Origin of the sequence: Achromobacter sp. ACM04, from assembly GCF_014851465.1 — a bacterium.
Lineage (GTDB): Bacteria > Pseudomonadota > Gammaproteobacteria > Burkholderiales > Burkholderiaceae_B > Achromobacter > Achromobacter aegrifaciens.
Map to the genome: position 1 here is coordinate 949177 of NZ_JACUZS010000002.1, position 17703 is coordinate 966879.

The following is a 17703-nucleotide window of genomic DNA, read 5'->3' on the forward strand; positions in this document are numbered from 1 at the left end:
CGTCATGCTTGACCTGTCCCTCATCGGCTTGGCCACCGCTTTCATCGCGGGGACCGCATCGTTTCTGTCGCCTTGCGTGCTGCCGCTGGTGCCAGGCTATCTGTCTTACATCGCGGGCGGATCCGGCGCGTCCGCGGATGATGGCCGTGCGCTGCGCTGGCGCATGCTGGGGCTGGCGGCCTGCTTCGTCGCCGGCTTCTCTACTGTCTTTGTCATCTTCGGGGCCAGCGTCACGGCGCTGAGCCGCCTGCTGCTGTCCTACCGCTACGAACTGAACCTGGCCGCAGGCGCCATCATCGCGCTGGCGGGCTTGATGTTGCTGGGCGTCCTGCGCCTGCCCGCCTGGGCGCAGCGCTACTACCGGTTCGATCCGGCGGGCCAGGGCAGCCCCGGCAGCGCCGCGATCCTGGGCGCCGCGTTCGGATTCGGCTGGACGCCTTGCATCGGCCCGATCCTGGCCGGCATCCTGGCGCTGGGCGCGGCCTCGGCCAGTGTGGGCCAGGGCATGGCCCTGCTGGGCGTCTACGCACTGGGACTGGGCGTCCCCTTTTTAGCGGCAGCCTGGTTCATGAGCCCCTTCCTGCGCCGCATGCAGGGCCTGCAACGCGCCGGCCGGATCCTGCGGATCCTGACCGGGCTGATCCTGATCGTGATGGGCTGGGCCATCGCCACCGGCCAATTGGCCCGTTTCGCCATCTGGATGCTGCTGACCTTCCCCGCCTTGGGCAGACTGGGCTGAGCCAGGTCAAAACTCGTCCGATCAAACGCTTGACCTTGACATCATTGGAATCTTTATAGTGACACCCATCAGCAGGAAATTCCAAGTTTTCAAGGAGCGGATATGAGTGCCATCCCAGCAGACAGCGTCGCGGTCAGCCTGCCTATCGAAGGCATGACCTGCGCCTCGTGCGTGGGCCGGGTCGAAAAGGCCTTGAAGGCCGTGCCGGGCGTCAACCAGGCCAGCGTCAACCTGGCGACCGAACGCGCCGACATCACGTTTGCAGGGGCGCCGGACGTCGCCGCCGCCGTGCAGGCGGTGCAGAAGGCGGGTTACGCCGTCGCCGAAACCACGATCGAACTGTCGGTCACCGGCATGACCTGCGCCTCCTGCGTGGGCCGCGTCGAAAAAGCCCTGAAGGCGGTGCCCGGCGTCAGCAGCGCCAGCGTCAACCTCGCCACCGAGCGCGCCAGCATCACCGCGGCCGGCGGCGTGCCCGCCAGCGCCCTGATCCAGGCGGTGGCCAAGGCCGGCTACGAAGCCAAGCCCCTGGCCGCCGAAGCCAGCGACACCGACGCCGTGGCCGAACGCCAGGCCGCCGAGCTGAAGTCACTGAAGCGCGCGCTGACCGTCGCCACGATCTTCGCGCTGCCGGTGTTCATCCTGGAAATGGGCGCGCACATCGTGCCGGCGTTCCACCACGTCATCGCCGAAACCATCGGCACGCAGAACAGCTGGTACCTGCAATTCGTGCTGGCCAGCATCGTGCTGTTCGGCCCCGGCCTGCGCTTCTTCAAGAAAGGTATCCCCGCGCTGCTGCGCGGCGCGCCCGACATGAACTCGCTGGTGGCGGTGGGCACGTCCGCCGCCTATGCCTATTCGGTGGTCGCCACCTTCGCGGCCGGACTACTGCCCGCCGGCACCGTCAACGTCTATTACGAGGCCGCCGCGGTCATCGTGGCGCTGATCCTGCTGGGCCGTTACATGGAGGCACGCGCCAAGGGCAATACGTCCGAGGCCATCAAGCGCCTGCTCGGCCTGCAGGCCAAGACCGCGCGCGTCGTGCGCAACGGCGCGACGCTGGAACTCGCCATCGAGGAAGTGGTGGCGGGCGACCTGATCGAAGTCCGCCCCGGCGAACGCATCCCGGTGGATGGCGAGGTGGTGGAAGGCAACAGCTTCATCGACGAGTCCATGATCAGCGGCGAACCCGTGCCCGTCGAAAAGCAGCCCGGCTCCGAAGTGGTCGGCGGCACCGTCAACCAGAACGGCGCGCTGACGTTCCGCGCCACCAAGGTCGGCGGCGACACGCTGCTGGCGCAGATCATCCGCATGGTCGAACAGGCGCAAGGCTCCAAGCTGCCGATCCAGGCCCTGGTGGACCGCATCACCATGTGGTTCGTGCCTGCCGTCATGGCGGCGGCCGTCGTGACCTTCATCATCTGGCTGACGTTCGGCCCCGAACCCGCCCTGACCTTCGCGCTGGTCAATGCCGTGGCCGTGCTGATCATCGCCTGCCCCTGCGCCATGGGCCTGGCCACGCCGACCTCCATCATGGTGGGCACGGGCCGCGCCGCGCAGATGGGCGTGCTGTTCCGCAAGGGTGAAGCGCTGCAATCGCTGAAGGACGCGCAGGTCGTGGCCGTGGACAAGACCGGCACGCTGACCAAGGGCCGTCCCGAGCTGACCGACCTGATCGTTGCACAGGGCTTCGAACGCGCTGCGGTGCTGGGCAAGGTTGCCACCGTCGAGGCCAAGTCGGAACACCCGATCGCCCAAGCCATCGTGGATGCGGCGCGCGCCGAGAACATTGCGCTGGGCACGATTTCGCAATTCGAATCGATCACCGGCTTTGGCGTCAGCGCCCGGGTCGACGGCGACCTGGTCGAGATCGGCGCTGACCGCTTCATGCGCGAACTGGGCCTGAGCGTCGAGTCCTTCGGTTCGGACGCCGCGCGCCTGGGCGACGAAGGCAAGACGCCGCTGTACGCCGCCATCAACGGCCAGCTGGCCGCCATGATCGCCGTGGCTGACCCCATCAAGGAAACCACGGCCGCCGCGATCCGCGCCCTGCATGACCTGGGTCTGAAGGTCGCGATGATCACCGGCGACAACCGCCGCACCGGCGAGGCCATCGCCCGCCAGCTCGGCATCGACGAAGTCGTCGCCGAAGTGCTGCCCGACGGCAAGGTCGCGGCGGTGCAGCGCCTGAAGCAGCAGTACGGTCCCATCGCCTACGTGGGCGACGGCATCAACGATGCGCCGGCCCTGGCCGAAGCGGACGTGGGCCTGGCCATCGGCACCGGCACGGACATCGCCATCGAAGCCGCCGACGTGGTGCTGATGTCGGGAGACCTGGGCGGCGTGCCCAACGCCATCGCGCTGTCCAAGGCCACCATCCGCAACATCAAGCAGAACCTGTTCTGGGCGTTTGCCTACAACGTGGCGCTGATCCCGGTAGCGGCTGGCTTGCTGTATCCGGTCAACGGCAGCCTGCTGTCTCCGGTGTTCGCGGCGGGCGCGATGGCCTTGTCCAGCGTGTTCGTGCTGAGCAACGCGTTGCGGCTGCGCCGCTTCGCCGCGCCCTTCCCGGCCCGCGGCTGAGCGGGGCTTCCCGGCAGCCGCCGGGAAGCGCTCTTCCCGCAGGTTCTACTGCTTCGGCGCGCTGGCCACCAGCGCGCCGAATTTCTTGTCCAGCTCCGCCAGCGCATCGTTGATGTGGGCGCGGCGCGCCTTGATCCAGGCGTCCTGCTCAGCCAGCTGCGCGCGCGCTTCCTTCAGCATGCGCTCCATTTCCGCCGGCTGCGGACCGCCCGAAGTGGCGCGGTTCTTGACGATGGCCACGGGATCCAGCGTGGAGCGGAACTCCGCCTCGCTCATCGGCAGTTCGTTGCCGTACTTCGAGTCCTTCATGGCGTCCGCATAGATACGGCGCGCCTGCTCATACGGGAAGTCCAGCGGCTTGATGTTGTTGGCCTTGGCGTAGCTGACGACCTCGGACGCAAAGTGGTGGCCGTCGCGGAACGGCAGCTTGTACTTGCGCATCAGCACGTCGGCCAGTTCCTGCGAGGCCGTCCAGTCGCTGTTCAGTTCTTCCAGCGCGCGGTCGGGGCTGAGGACCATGGCCTTCAACACCCGGTCCCAGCGCTTGAGCGCCGAAATCCCGGCATCCACCATGGCGGAATTCTGCTTCACGTCCTTCGGATCGCTCATGCCTGGCGTGATGTTGTGCGTCTGCACCACCGGCCCCATGGCCAGCGTCACGGCCGTGGAGGCATCGCTGCGGGTATCGTTGAGCAGGCCGGGATTGCGCTTCTGCGGCATGGCGCTGGACACGTAGGTGTTGCCGCCCCCCTCTTCCAGCAGGATCCAGGGACGCGGCTGGGCGTACTGGGTCATTACGTCCTCGACGAAATTGCCCGTGCGCAGCGCAATGCTGGTGACGATGGAGGCGACTTCCACCGGCTGATCCATGGACGAGATCTGCGAGGCGTCATAGGCGTTGTCCACCAGTGCGGCGAAGCCCAGGTACTGCGCCATGCGCTTGCGGTCCAGCGGCCAGCTGGTGCCGTTGAGCACCGTCGTGCCCATCGGCGAACGGTCGATGCGCACGTAGGCCTCACGGATGCGCTGGGCGTCGCGGGCCAGGCCGGCGGCCTGCCCCAGCAGATAGTGCCCATAGCTGTTAGGCTGCGCCGCCACGCCATTGGTGTAGTTCGGCACGATGGTAGCTGCATGCTTGCCCGCCAGTTCCACCAGCGTGGTGGAGGTGGCGTTCAGCTGGGCCGCCAGGTCCAGCAGCTTGTCGCGCAGGATGGCGCTGCGGTAGGTCGCGTGCATGTCCTGGCTGGAGCGCCCCGCGTGCAGCAGCGTCACATCCTCGCCCGCCGCCTTGATCAGCAGCGGCTCGAAGGTGATGACGCTGGCCGGGCGCTTGGCGCCCGGCTGGTTGCCGTCGTTGATCACCTTGGCCACGCCGGCCGCCAGTCGCGGCGCCATGGACTTGTCCAGCAGCCCCTCGTCCGTGTTGATGACGGCAGTGGCCTTGTTGATCTCGCCCAGCCAGAAGAACGGATCGCGCGGCACGGAGGCCGCGGGCTGGGCTTGCTGGGCCGATGCCTGCGCGCCGAGCGTCAAGGCAAGCGCGGCGCTCAGGGCGGGAAGTAGATGTCTCATGGCTGTCTCGTTAGGATGGCGAGCGGCCAGTGTATCGACGGGCCTGACGGGGGGAAATGGCGGATTTCACCGAGCCAGGCGGGATTTCCTGACGATTTCCTTTAACATACCGCGCAAAAACCACGACATTCGCCCATGCCCCGTCCGAATCTGACCAACGCCGAAACCCTGTGCCAGATCGCCAAGCTGGGCAGCTTCCGCGCTGCGGCCGAACGGCTGCACACTTCCCAACCCGCCGTCTCGGCGCGCATGAAAGAGCTGGAGCAGTCGCTGGGCTTTCCGCTCTTCGAAAAGCGCGGCCGCCGGCTGGAACTGACGGTGCCCGCGCGCCGTTTCGTCGAACGCGTGGAACCGCTGCTGCTGGCGGTGGAAGACGCCTTCACCGACGCGGAGGCCGTCAACAATGCGGCCGGCACGGTGCGCATCGGCATGGGCGAGATTTCCATGACCTGGTTTTCACGCGTGGTGCCCGAGCTGCGCCGCGCCCTGCCGCGCGTTTCCTACGAGATCGAGCTGGACCTGGCGATCAAGCTGCAGGAGCACCTGACGTCCGGCGCGCTGGACATTGCCATCATGGCCAATCATCTGCGCGACGACCAGTTCATCTGCGAATCGCTGGGCACGACCCGCATGTCGTGGATGGTCTCGTCCCGGCTGCTTAGCGACGCGGAAGGCAAGCCCCGCAGCATGCAATCGCTACTGCAAACCGAGCCGCTGTGGTGCGTATCGCGTCCGTCGGGCTTCTTTGGCCCGGCGCAGGACGAGTTGCGCGACATGGGCGCCAACCTGGACAACATCTGCAGCTGCAATCGTCTGAACAGCCTGATCGAAGTCGTCGAGGCGGGCGGCGGCATCGCGCAGCTGCCGGAAATGATGGTGGCCGAACAAGTTCGCGCCGGCACCCTGGTGCTGGTGGACCCGGCGCTGACGCCGCTGACGCTGGAGTTCACCATCGCCATCCACCGCAACCAGGGCCAGTCCGTCGTCCATCAGGTCGCCGAAGCCCTTGCCCGGCTGGGCAAGGCGGCTACCGGCCACGCCTGAGAACTCGCGGCCGCGTTCAGGCGTCGAGCAGCGCGCGCTTCTGCACCTTGCCGCTGGCGTTGCGCGGCAGCTCAGCCATGAACTGCACGTGCTCGGGCACCTTGAAGTACGCCAGCCGCCCGGCGCAATAGGTCTTGATGGCATCCGCATCCGCCTGGTGCCCTGCGTGCAGCACGACGAAAGCCTTGACCGACTGGTCGCGCACCGGATCGGGTATACCCACCACGGCCACGTCGCGCACGGCCGGATGCCCCATCAGGGCCTCCTCCACTTCCGCGGCCGAGATGTTCTCGCCGGCCCGCTTGATCACTTCCTTCTTGCGGCCGAAGAAAAAGAAGTTGCCCTTGGCGTCCTGGTAGCCGAGATCTCCGGTGTGCAGCCAGCCGCCCTCGAACACGGCCTGCGTCGCCGCCGGGTCGCGGTAGTAGCCCAGGGTCAGCGTGCGCCCAGGACGTCCGCGCACCACGATCTCGCCCACTGCGCCTACGGCGACCGGCCGGTTGTCGTCGTCGACCACGAACACTTCGCGGTCGGGCGTGGCGCGCCCGATGGACGGATAGGCGGACGGCGATGCATGCGGCTGCAAGGTGATGTAGAGCATGGTCTCCGACTGCCCATAGCCATTGCGCAGCGGGATGCGGAAACGCTCGATGAACGCCGCGATCTCGGCTTCCGAAATATTGATGGCATAGCCCGCGTACCGCACCTGATGCGCCGTATCGAAAGGCGTGGGCGGCTGGTTCAACAAGGTTCGGCACAGCATGCCGGACAGGCTGCAGATCGTGATGCGGTGTTCGATGAGCTGGCGCAGGTAGCGCGTGGCGCTATAGCGTTCCCCGATCACCGCGGTGGCGCCCGCGGTCAGGCAGGACAGCACAGTTTCCTGGCAGTTGGCGTGGAACAGCGGCTTGTTGTTGAACACGCGGTCAGCGCGGCCAATGCCGCTGTTGGCTGCGCCCGCCTGGCCACACCAGAGCAGATTGGCGTGGGTGAGCATCACGCCCTTGGGCCGCGCCGACGTGCCCGAGGTGTACAGGATCTGGGCAAGGTCGTCGCTGCACAGCTCGGGAGCCCGGTAATCCGCGGATGCCGCAGCCAGCGCACCGCTCAATCCTTCCTGCCCCAGGCTGCCGCGCTTCACCGGCACGATATCCGGCGCCTGGTCCATCCCGGCGCACACTTCGCGAACCAGCGCTTCATGCGCAGGCTCGACCAGCGCCAGCGCGGGCTGGCAATGCTCAAGCTGATAGGCCACTTCCGGCGCAGTGAGATGGATGTTGCCCGCCACGATGACGGCGCCCGCCAGCATCAGGCCCATCCACAGCGGCACGTACTCCGCCGTGTTGCCCATGAATACGAATACGCGGTCGCCCGGCTTCACGCCGCGCGCCTGCAAGCCCGCGGCAAATGCGCGGGCCGCTTCGCGTAATTGGATGAAACTCAACTGGCTGATGTCGCCGTTGTGGTACTCATGCACGATCGCCAGCTTATGCCCGTGGCACAGCGCCTGTTCATCGAGCAAATCCGTGATCCCGCGGTTTCCTGCAGCGTCCATCCAGCCTCCGGCTATTCTGATTTTTCAAGGGCGCGCCGGCTCCTTGCCGCCGCGCCCATGGGTGGGAAAATCAGTATAGGTAGCGGAATTTCGCCGCACTAGCTAAACGTTTTTATGCATATCCATCAAGGTTTTTCATGCCTGCCGGCATGGCCGAATGATTGATGGAATTTATGCGTTTCCATCAAAACGTTTGCTTAGTCGACAGCGGCTGGAAAACCTATACTCCGTTTGAAAGAGGCCACGCAGCAGAGGCGCCGGCCAGACCAAGAAGAATGCAAAACCGGAGGAGCTGCCGTGCAAGAGGCATCGATCAAGGACCAGGTTTCGGCCGAGGAATGGGCAGTGCGCGTGGATCTCGCCGCGGCCTACAACCTGGCTGTCGAAATGCGCATGACCGACCACATCTATACGCATATCTCGGCCCGGGTTCCCGGCGCCCAGCCGCACTTCCTGATCAATGCCTACGGCCTGATGTTCAACGAGATCACCGCCTCCAACCTGGTCAAGGTGGACATCGACGGCGGCATCCTGCTGGACCAGACCGGCCTGGGCATCAACCCCGCCGGCTTCGTCATCCATAGCGCCATCCATCGCGTCCGCCACGACGCGGCCTGCGTCATGCATACGCATACCGCGGCCGGCATCGCGGTGTCCGCGCAAGAGGCTGGCCTGCTCATGATTTCGCAGCATGCCATGCGCTTTCACAACCGCATCGGCTATCACGACTACGAAGGCGTCGCGCTCGACATGGACGAGCAGCAGCGCCTGATCGCCGATCTCGGCTCCCACAGCGCGATGATCCTGCGCAATCACGGCCTGCTGGTCTGCGGCGCCAGCGTGCCAGACGCCTTCGACGCCATGTTCTATCTGGAGCGCGCCTGCCAGGCGCAGGTCGCGGCGCTGGCCGGCGGCCTGCCGCTGGTTGTGCCCGGAGCCGAAGTTGCCGAGAAGGTCGGCCGCCAGTTCGACCGTCTGGACCGCCCGTCCCGCCACAAGCACTGGCCCCCCCTGCTCCGGCTGCTGCAACGCATCCGGCCCGAATACCAGGAATAGCGGCAACCGCGCCGCCATCCCGGCGGCCCTTTTTTCGCAGAGTAGAAATGAAAGATGCTCATCAATGCCGCGTCGCGGTATATGGTGCGGGCGCGATCGGCTGTCTGCTCGCCGCGCGCCTGGCCCAGGCAGGCTGCGAGGTGACCATGATCGCCCGCGGAAAGACGCTGGCCGCCTTGCGCCAGCACGGCGTCGGCTTGACGGTCGACGGCGTCACGCGCCACTACCCGGTGCGCGCCACCGACGAACCGCGCCAGGTGCGCGACGCGGACTACCTTATTCTTGCGGTCAAGCAACAGGCGCTGGACGATATCTCCGCGCACCTGGCGCCGATGCTCGCGCCGCTGGGCGCCGTGGTGCCGGCCGTAAACGGCATCCCCTGGTGGTATCTGCCCACGCTGGGCAGTCCCCTGGGCGACACGCCGCTGCAATCGGTGGATGGCCGCGGCGCCCTCAGGCGAGCGCTGCCTTTGGAGCGGGTGCTGGGCGCCGTGGTGTACATCGCGGCGAACGCCACCGCGCCTGGCATCGCGGCCCAGAACGCCCGCAACAATCTCATCCTCGGCGAACCGGACGGCTCCATGTCTGCGCGGGCCAATCGGCTCGCCGGGCTGTTGCAAGCTTCAGGCCTGCAATGCGAGGTCAGCGACGACATCCACCAAGCCGTCTGGATCAAGGCGATGGGCAACGCCACCTTCAACCCCTTGAGCGTGCTGGCCCGCGCCACCATGGAAGCCATGGTCCAGGATCCATATCTCGGAAAACTGGCGCGCGCCATGCTCGGCGAGTACCTGGCGCTGGGCCAGGCGCTCGGGCTCGAGCTGCCGGTCACCGTGGAACAACGCATGCAGGCAGCCGCCAGCGCCGGCGCCGCCCAGACCTCGATGCTGCAGGACGCGCTGCAAGGCAAGCCGCTGGAAACCGACGCCCTGGTCGGCGCCATGATCGAGATCGCAGCAAAGTTGAACCTGGACATGCCCCACGCCAACACGGTCTGGGGCTTGATCCGGCACCGGAGCCTCAGCGCAGGCTCCATCTGAACGCCACACCTAGAAAACCACAGGAGACAAACTCATGAAATGGCTATCGCATTGCCTGGCCGCAACCCTGATCTGCACGGGCGCAGCCGCCCACGCCCAGGACTATCCCAACAAGCCCATCAACATCGTGGTGCCCTTCACGCCCGGCGGCGTCACGGACGTGATGACCCGACAGGTCGCGGCCAAGCTGCAGGCAGATCTGGGCCAGCCGGTGGTGGTGGTCAACAAGCCCGGCGCCGGCACCATGATCGCCTCGGCCTACGTGGCCAAGGCGCCGGCCGACGGCTACACGCTGTTGATGGCGGCATCGTCCCTGGGCATCGCTCCCAGCCTGTACAAGAACACCGCGAACTACGACCCGGTCAAGGACTTCCAGCCCGTTTCGCTCATCGCCAGCGTGCCGCACGTCCTGGTGACGGGCAAGCAGGTGCAGGCGTCCAGCGTCAAGGAACTGATCGCCGCGCTCAAGAAAGACGGCAAATCGGCGACCTTCGCCTCTTCCGGCAACGGCACGTCCAACCATCTGGAGGGCGAGCTGTTCGCCGCGCTGACCGGCCTGAAGATGACCCACATCCCCTACAAGGGCAGCGTTCCGGCGTTGACCTCCCTGGCTGGCGGCGAAGTCGACATGCTGTTCGTGGACATCGCGGCCGCCCAGCCTTTCCTCGATAGCGGCAAGGTACGGCCGCTCGCCGTCACCACCAAGACGCGGTCCTCGGTGCTGCCCGACCTGCCCACGGTCGAGGAGTCCGGCCTGCCCGGCTACGACGCCATGCCCTGGCTGGGCATAGTGGCCCCGGCCGGCACGCCGTCCGCGGTCGTCGAAAGGCTGCAGGCATCCCTGCAGAAGATGAAGACGGCGCCCGACGTGCAGGAGCAGTTCAAGAAAATGGGCCTGGACGCCCTGTTCACCAAGCCGGGCGATTTCGGCGCCTTCATCGTCAGCGACAGCGCCAAATGGGCCGAGCTGATCAAGAAGTCCGGCGCAACCGCCGAGTAGGCCGCAACCCGATCCCCCACGCCACTCCTGGAAGGACCCTTACATGCATCGCGATACCCCGGCTCCGGCAACACCGTTCGGCAACGACGTGTGGGAGGCCACGCTCAAGCGCGCGCTGGCCAGCGCCAACATCCCCACCTTGCTCATGGTGCTGGTGCACCTGACGGGCGACACGCAATGGCTGTCCGAGCGCTACCAGTGCTCGCGCATTCGCGGCCTGGAAGACAACGACCCTGGCGGGTTGCCGGACGCCGTGCAGGAAGAGATCCGCGAGGCCGCGTACTCGGCCATCCTGCTGACCCGCCGCGGCCAGCAGCCCAAGCTGCCGGCGCCTGCGCATGAACAGCTGGTCGCCATGCTGCGCACCAGCATCGGGGAAGATGTGCCCGACTCGTACGGCCCCATGATCGCCGCCTGGCTGGGCCTGGACCCGGACTTCGCGCTGGAGCAACACGATGCGTTCCAGGTGCCGCAAGGCTATCGGGTGCTGGTCATCGGCGCCGGCGTGGCAGGCCTGTGCGCCGCGATCCGCCTGCAAGGCGCGGGCATTCCGTATGTGGTGATCGAGAAGAACGCCGAAGTCGGCGGCACCTGGTACGAGAACCGCTACCCTGGCGCGGGCGTGGACACCCCTAACCACATCTACTCGTACTCGTTCGCCAAGCACGACTGGTCCCGCTACTTCGCCCTGCAAGGCGAGATCCAGGGCTATTTCGAAAGCGTCGCCGACCAGCATTGCGTGCGCCCCAACATCCGCTTCAACACGCGCGTGGAGTCCGCCCGCTACGACGAAGACGCGCTGTGCTGGAACATACGCACGGTCGGGCAGGACGGCCAGGTCCAGGACTATGTGGCGGACATCCTCATTAGCGCGGTGGGCCTGCTGAACGTGCCCAAGCTGCCCCCCATACCCGGCCTGGAGAGTTTCAAGGGCCCCTGCTTCCATACGGCCAACTGGCCGGAAGGCCTGGACCTGCGCGGCAAGAACGTGGGCATCATCGGCAACGGCGCCAGCTCCATGCAGGTCGTTCCCGCAATCGCCGACCAGGTCCGCTCCCTGACCGTGTTCCAGCGCTCCAAGCAATGGGCCGCGCCCTTCGAGAAATTCCAGAAACCGGTGCCGGAGGACGTCCGCTTCCTGCTGCGCGAGGTGCCGTACTACCAGGAGTGGTATCGCCAACGGCTAGCCTGGATCTTCAACGACCGCGTCCACGCCACGCTGCAGATCGATCCGCAATGGCCGCACCCCGAGCGCGCCATCAATCAGATCAACGACAGGCACCGCGAACACTTCACCAGCTACATCAAGGCGGAACTCGGCGACCGCCAGGACCTGCTGCCGGACGTTCTGCCCGACTACCCTCCCTTCGGCAAACGCATGCTGATGGACAACGGCTGGTTCCGAACCATGGCCCGGGACCACGTCGAACTGGTCACGGGCGGCATCGCCCGGGTCACGGAAAACGCGGTGGTGAGCGACAACGGCCGGGCGCATGAACTGGACGTGCTGGTGGTCGCCACCGGTTTCGACGCGATCAACCTGTTGTCCTCGTTCAAGCTCTATGGCCGCGGCGGGCGCTCGATCCGCGAAGCCTGGGACGAAAAAGGGGCCGAGGCCTTCATGGGCGTCGCGGCGCCGGGCTTCCCCAACCTGTTCATCCTGGCCGGCCCCAACACCGCCCTGGGCCACGGCGGCAGCGTCGTCGCCCTGCTGGAGACCCAGGTGCGCTATGTCATGGGCCTATTGCAGCAAGGTCTGGACAAGGCCGGCGGACGCTTCGAGATCGAAGTCCGCAGGGACAGGCACGACGCCTACAACGCCCGTGTCCAGGCCGCCCATGACCGCATGATCTGGACCCACAAGGGCATGAGCAACTGGTACCGCAACGCGCATGGCAAGGTAGTGGCGCCCACTCCCTTCCGCAACGACGACTACTGGCACATGCTGCGCAAGACGGACATGGGCGACTACCACTACCGTCCGGCGTCCGGCGCAACCGATACCGAGTCGGCCGCCGCTACCCGCGTCGAGACTGCCTGAATGCCGCGCCCGCAGAAGAAGCGCTGCCTGGTACTGGGCTGCGGCGGCGTGACCGGGCTGGCCTGGGAGATCGGCATTCTGGCGGGCCTGGCGCGCCAGGAGGTCGACCTCACCGCGGCGGACCTGTTCATCGGTTGCTCCGCCGGCTCCGTCGCCGGCGCGCAACTGGCGCTGGGCGTCCCGCCCATGCAGCTGCTGGCGACGCAGCTGGGAGGGCCGGGCGCCGAACAGTACCGTCCGTACTCGCAACAGGCCGCGGACGAAAAGAACCGCGAGCTGTACGGCAAAGTGGGCGCGGACCTGCAGCAAGCGCGGCAGCGCATCGGCGCCTATGCGCGGCGTTCCGCCACGCCCACACTGGCGGAACGCCGCGCCATCATCGCCGCCCGTCTGGACGCAAGCGACTGGCCCTCCCGTCCATTGCTGGTGGTCGCGGTCGACACGACCACCGGCGAAGGGCGCGGTTTCAGCGCCGCCGACCAGGTCGATTTCGTCGATGCCATCGCCGCCAGCTGCGCCGTGCCGGGCGCCTGGCCGGCCGTGCCCATCGGCGGCGCGACCTACATGGACGGCGGCATCCGCTCCATGACCAATGCCGATATGGCGGCCGGCTATCAGCAGGTCGTGGTGCTGGCGCCGCTGGGTTATCGGGAAGGGAATCCGGTCAGCGGCCATCTGCGGCGCGAACTGCAGGCCCTGCGCGGCGCCGGCAGCGAGGTCCATGCCGTGCTGCCGGACGCGACCAGCGAACAGGCCATCGGCGACAACGTGCTGGACCCGGCGCGCCGCGCCGACGCCGCCGAGGCAGGGCTGCGCCAGGCATCCGCGCTTGCGCAAACCCTGCGGCAAGCGTGGCGCTGAGCCTGTCCCGCACTCCGCCCAGCGCTGTTCCCGTCAGGAAAGCGGTCTGCCCACTTTCATGAATGTGGCAGGTATCGACATACCGCCAGCACCATAGACTCCCCGTTCAAGCCCGGCCGCCGCGCGGCCTGGCCCCACCACGAACGCGGAGTTGATCATGAACGCATCACCGGCTGGCCTCAGACCCGCCGACTTCTTTTCCCCCACCGTCGCCGCCCTGATCTCGGTGCTGGTGAACTACGGCGGCACCTTCGTGCTGGTGTTCCAGGCCGCGGAGCTGGCCAGGCTGACTCCTGCCCAGACCGCGTCCTGGGTATGGGCGGTTTCCATCGGCGTCGGCATCACCGGCACACTGTTGAGCTGGCGCTACAAGGCGCCCGTCATTACGGCCTGGTCCACACCCGGCGTGGCGTTTCTGGCGACCGTGATGCCCTTCACGCCCTACGGCGAGGTCATCGGCGCGTACGTCCTGTCGGCGCTGGGCTTCGTCGTGCTCGGCCTGTCCGGCGCATTCGAGAAGCTGGTGCGCATGATTCCGGGCGGCATTGCCGCCGGCCTGCTGGCCGGCATCCTGCTGCAATTCGGCGTCAATGCCTTCGGCGGGGCCAGCGCCGATCCGCTGCTGGTAATCGTGCTGGTCATCTCCTATGCGCTGCTCAAGCGCTATACCTCGCGCTTTGCGGTGGTCGGCATTCTGGTCATCGGCCTTGCGCTGCTCATCGCACAAGGCCGCATCGACTTCTCGGCAGTCCACCTCAGCCTCGCAGCGCCGGTCTTCGAAATGCCGCAGTTCTCGCTGCAGGCCTTGCTGGGCGTCGCCCTGCCGCTCTTCATCATCACGCTGACGGGGCAATACATGCCCGGCATGCTGGTGCTGCGCAACGACGGCTACCAGACCGGCGCGAACCCGATCCTCACCGTGACGGGCCTGGGTTCGCTCCTCATGGCGCCCTTCGGCGCGCACGCCTTCAACGTGGCGGCGATCACCGCGGCGATCTGCACCGGCCGGGATGCGCATCCGGATCCCGCCAAACGCTACCTCGCGGGCCTGGCCTGCGGCGTGTTCTACATCCTGGTGGGCACCTTCGGCGTCACGCTGGCGACCTTGTTCATGGTGCTGCCCAAGGCATTCATCACCACGCTGGCCGGCCTTGCCTTGCTGGGCGCGATCGGCGGCAGCCTGGCCAATGCGATGGCCGACGCCCGCACCCGGGAGACCGCGCTCATCACCTTTCTGGCCACCGCCGCCAACGTCACCCTGCTGGGCGTGGGCGGCGCGTTCTGGGGGCTGGTCGCCGGCCTGACCGCGCACCTGCTCATCCATGGCGGCCAGCGGGCGCTGGCCGCCAATTCCTGACCTCTTCATCTCCATACGTCCATCGAAACAGGAACCACCGTGACGAACCCCAACCTTCCCGACAGCCTCGCACTGCCTTGCGTCAGCGCCCTGCCCTTGGCGCAGGCCGACCCCGGCATCTGGGGCGCCATCGACGCCGAACGGCGCCGGCAGAGGCACTCGATAGAACTCATCGCTTCCGAAAACTTCGTCAGCCGCGCGGTGCTGGAAGTCCAGGGCTCCGTGCTGACGAACAAGTACGCAGAGGGCTACCCTGGCCGCCGCTACTATGGCGGCTGCGTCAACGTGGACGTGACCGAGGAGATCGCCATCGAGCGCGCCACGCGTCTGTTCGGCGCCCGCTACGCCAACGTACAGCCCCACTCGGGCAGCCAGGCCAACCAGGCGGTCTACCTGGCGCTGCTGGCCCCCGGCGACAAGATCCTGGGCCTGGACCTGAGGGCGGGCGGACACCTGACCCATGGCTCCAAGGTCAACATGTCGGGACGCTGGCTGCAGGCGCTGAGCTACAGCGTCGATCCGGCTACGCATCGGGTGGACATGGACGAGGTCGAGCGCATCGCGCGGCAGGAAAGACCCAAGCTCATCATCGCCGGCGGCTCGGCCTACTCGCGCACGTTGGACTTCGCGCGTTTTCGCGCCATTGCCGATGAGACGGGCGCGATCTTCATGGCGGACATGGCGCATTTCGCCGGCCTGGCCGCGGCCGGCGCGTATCCCTCGCCGGTGCCGCATGCGCACGTCACGACCACCACCACCCACAAGACCTTGCGCGGCCCGCGCGGGGGCATGATCCTGACCGATGACGCCGAACTCGCCCGCAAGATCGATTCGGCCGTATTCCCGGGCCTGCAGGGCGGTCCGCTGATGCACATCATCGCCGCCAAGGCCGTGGCCCTGGGCGAAGCGCTGCAGCCCGCCTTCCGCACCTACGCCCACGCCGTGGTCGAGAATGCGCGCGTCCTGTGCCGCCGGCTGGCCGAAGGCGGCCTGTCCATCGTGTCGGGCGGCACCGACTGCCATCTGGGGGTGGTCGATCTGCGACCCTGGGGACTGGCCGGTAATACGGCGGAACAAGCGCTGGAACAGGTTGGCATCACCTTGAACAAGAACGCCGTCCCCAACGACCCCGCCAAACCGGCCGTTACCTCCGGCATACGCGTGGGCAGCGCCGCCTGCACGTCGCGCGGCATGGGACCCGCCGAATTCCAGGAAATCGGCGACATGATCCTGGCCTTGCTGGGCGGCGTGCGCGCCGGGGCCGTCGACGCCCGCACGGAAAGCGCCATCCGCGAAGGCGTGGCCGGGCTGGCCAGGCGCTTCCCGCTGCCGTACTGAAGTCCCCTAGCGCTTCAACGCATTCGACAGCCGCAGCACCGCGGCGTTGATCTCGTAGGCCGTCAGCGAGGCATAGCCCAGCAGCCAGCCCTGCTGCTTGTGATCGCCCGCATAGAGCCGGCTCAGTCCAGGCAGCCGAAGGCCCGCGGCCTCGGCTTGGCGGATGGTCTGCTCCTCGGACCATCCGCGCTCCAGCAGGCATGGGATCTGCAACCCGCCGGGAGGCCTGTAGGCCTGCACGACGCCGTCCAGCTGCTTTCCCAGCGACTCCAGCAACACCTGCCGCCGTCCCGCGTACAGCTTGCGCATGGATCGCACGTGCGAGTTGTAATGGCCGTCATCCATGAAGCGCGCCAGCGTCAGCTGCAGGATCTGCGGCGTATGCCCGTCCATGATGCTGCGCGCACGGGCAAAGGCATCGACCAGGCCGGGCGGCAGCGCCATATATCCCATCCTAAGACCCGGATAAAGCGTCTTGCTGAACGTACCCAGGTAGAGCGTGCGCTGGTGCATGTCCAGCCCCTGCACGCAGGCCGTAGGCAGGCCGTCGTAGTGGAATTCGCTGTCGTAGTCGTCCTCGATGATCCATTTGCCGTGCTCCGCCGCCCAGCCGATCAGATCCAGCCTGCGCTCAAGCGATAGCGTCACGCCGGTGGGGTATTGGTGCGACGGCGTCACGTACACGCAGTTGGCGCCGCTGCGGTCCGCGCGCAGCAGGTCCGTGCGTATGCCCTGCGCGTCGACGTCGATGGGCACGATCCGCGTTTCCGCGGATTCGAAGGCCTTGCGGGCGCCGAAGTAGCCGGGGTTTTCCATCAGAATGGGCTTGCCGGCGTCCGTCAGCAATTGCGCGCATAGAAACAGGGCCTGGCGGGTGCTGCTCAACACCAGCACCTGCTCGGGCAAGACCTTGGCCCCGCGCTCCAGGTTCAGGTAGGCGGCGATGGCGCGGCGCAAGGGCTCGGCGCCCTGCGGGTCGCCATGCAGCAGCACATGGCTGCGGTAGTCCTTCAAGACCTGGCGCTGCAGCCGTTCCCAGACGTCGGTGGGAAAGCTGCGAGTTTCCGGCAGGCCCGTGGCGAACGCCTTGATGGCCTGCTGGTCCGCGACCCCGCCGCTGTCCAGGATCATGCGCCCGCGCCGGCTCAGGCCTGCCCCCGGCGGTAGTGCGCCCAGCTTGTTGTCCAGTTTCGCGCGCCTACGCGCGGCGCCGCGCAGTTCGGTGCTCACGGTCTGCGACACGTAGCTGCCCGAGCCCTCGCGCCGCACGATGTAGCCGTCGCGGTGCAAATGCACATAGGCATTCTCCACCGTATCGCGCGCCACCCCCAGCGACTTGGCCAGTCCCCGGGTGGCGGGCAGCCTGAGGCCAGGCCCCAGCGCACCGTCGAGGATCAGGGCGCGCAGCGCCCGCTGAATTCTCTGATGCAGCTCCAGGCGCTGGAACTCCGCATCGTTCATGCGCATCCTCAGCGTATCCAGCTCGAAGGTCTTAGGCATGTGGTCTGCTCACAAGA

Annotated in this window: 13 protein-coding genes; 10 read left to right on the plus strand and 3 right to left on the minus strand. The window is 66.9% G+C overall.

The features are described 5' to 3' along the window. Window positions 1-4 precede the first annotated feature (4 nt). Both IB259_RS15140 and IB259_RS15145 read left to right on the plus strand, forming a co-directional pair. Complete coding sequence (locus tag IB259_RS15140; protein ID WP_192329425.1) at window positions 5-739, plus strand: cytochrome c biogenesis CcdA family protein; 735 nt, start codon at window positions 5-7, stop codon at window positions 737-739. 102 nt (window positions 740-841) lie between these two features. Further along, complete coding sequence (locus IB259_RS15145; RefSeq protein ID WP_192329427.1) at window positions 842-3322, plus strand: heavy metal translocating P-type ATPase; 2481 nt, start codon at window positions 842-844, stop codon at window positions 3320-3322. 45 nt (window positions 3323-3367) lie between these two features. Here IB259_RS15145 and IB259_RS15150 read toward each other — a convergent pair whose 3' ends face one another. Further along, the gene (locus tag IB259_RS15150) at window positions 3368-4894 is read right to left on the minus strand and encodes an argininosuccinate lyase (protein WP_054452100.1); all 1527 of its coding nucleotides are present in this window, start codon (window positions 4892-4894) and stop codon (window positions 3368-3370) included. Window positions 4895-5029: 135 nt separating this feature from the next. Here IB259_RS15150 and IB259_RS15155 point away from each other — a divergent pair, with 135 nt between their 5' ends. Beyond that, on the plus strand, window positions 5030-5938 hold the full coding sequence (locus IB259_RS15155) for a LysR family transcriptional regulator (protein WP_054452101.1): 909 nt from the start codon (window positions 5030-5032) through the stop codon (window positions 5936-5938). A 16-nt stretch (window positions 5939-5954) separates the two neighbouring features. On the opposite strand, the gene IB259_RS15160 is transcribed toward IB259_RS15155, so the two are convergent. Further along, window positions 5955-7493 carry a class I adenylate-forming enzyme family protein gene (locus tag IB259_RS15160; protein ID WP_175159880.1) on the minus strand — a complete coding sequence of 513 codons (1539 nt, stop codon included), beginning with the start codon at window positions 7491-7493 and terminating at the stop codon, window positions 5955-5957. Window positions 7494-7790: 297 nt separating this feature from the next. Between IB259_RS15160 and IB259_RS15165 the strand changes: the two genes are divergently transcribed. From IB259_RS15165 to IB259_RS15195, 7 genes are all read left to right on the plus strand, one after another. Then, entirely contained in the window at window positions 7791-8549 is a 759-nt protein-coding gene (locus tag IB259_RS15165) for a class II aldolase/adducin family protein (protein ID WP_054452103.1), read from the plus strand. Between the two features lie 47 nt (window positions 8550-8596). Then, a complete protein-coding gene (locus IB259_RS15170; protein WP_192329429.1) occupies window positions 8597-9589 on the plus strand; it encodes a ketopantoate reductase family protein in 993 nt (330 codons plus the stop codon). 34 nt (window positions 9590-9623) lie between these two features. Beyond that, window positions 9624-10589, plus strand: coding sequence for a tripartite tricarboxylate transporter substrate binding protein (locus tag IB259_RS15175; protein ID WP_054452105.1), 966 nt, complete (start codon window positions 9624-9626; stop codon window positions 10587-10589). Between the two features lie 43 nt (window positions 10590-10632). After that, entirely contained in the window at window positions 10633-12630 is a 1998-nt protein-coding gene (locus IB259_RS15180) for an NAD(P)/FAD-dependent oxidoreductase (protein ID WP_192329431.1), read from the plus strand. Next, window positions 12631-13491: a patatin-like phospholipase family protein gene (locus tag IB259_RS15185; RefSeq protein ID WP_192329433.1), complete on the plus strand. Its 861-nt coding sequence runs from the start codon at window positions 12631-12633 to the stop codon at window positions 13489-13491. A gap of 157 nt (window positions 13492-13648) precedes the next feature. After that, window positions 13649-14848 (plus strand): benzoate/H(+) symporter BenE family transporter, encoded by a 1200-nt coding sequence (locus tag IB259_RS15190; RefSeq protein WP_192329436.1) that lies wholly within the window; start codon window positions 13649-13651, stop codon window positions 14846-14848. 39 nt (window positions 14849-14887) lie between these two features. Then, entirely contained in the window at window positions 14888-16186 is a 1299-nt protein-coding gene (locus tag IB259_RS15195) for a serine hydroxymethyltransferase (RefSeq protein ID WP_175159872.1), read from the plus strand. A gap of 6 nt (window positions 16187-16192) precedes the next feature. Here IB259_RS15195 and IB259_RS15200 read toward each other — a convergent pair whose 3' ends face one another. Then, the gene (locus IB259_RS15200; protein ID WP_192329438.1) at window positions 16193-17686 is read right to left on the minus strand and encodes a PLP-dependent aminotransferase family protein; all 1494 of its coding nucleotides are present in this window, start codon (window positions 17684-17686) and stop codon (window positions 16193-16195) included. Window positions 17687-17703 lie beyond the last annotated feature (17 nt).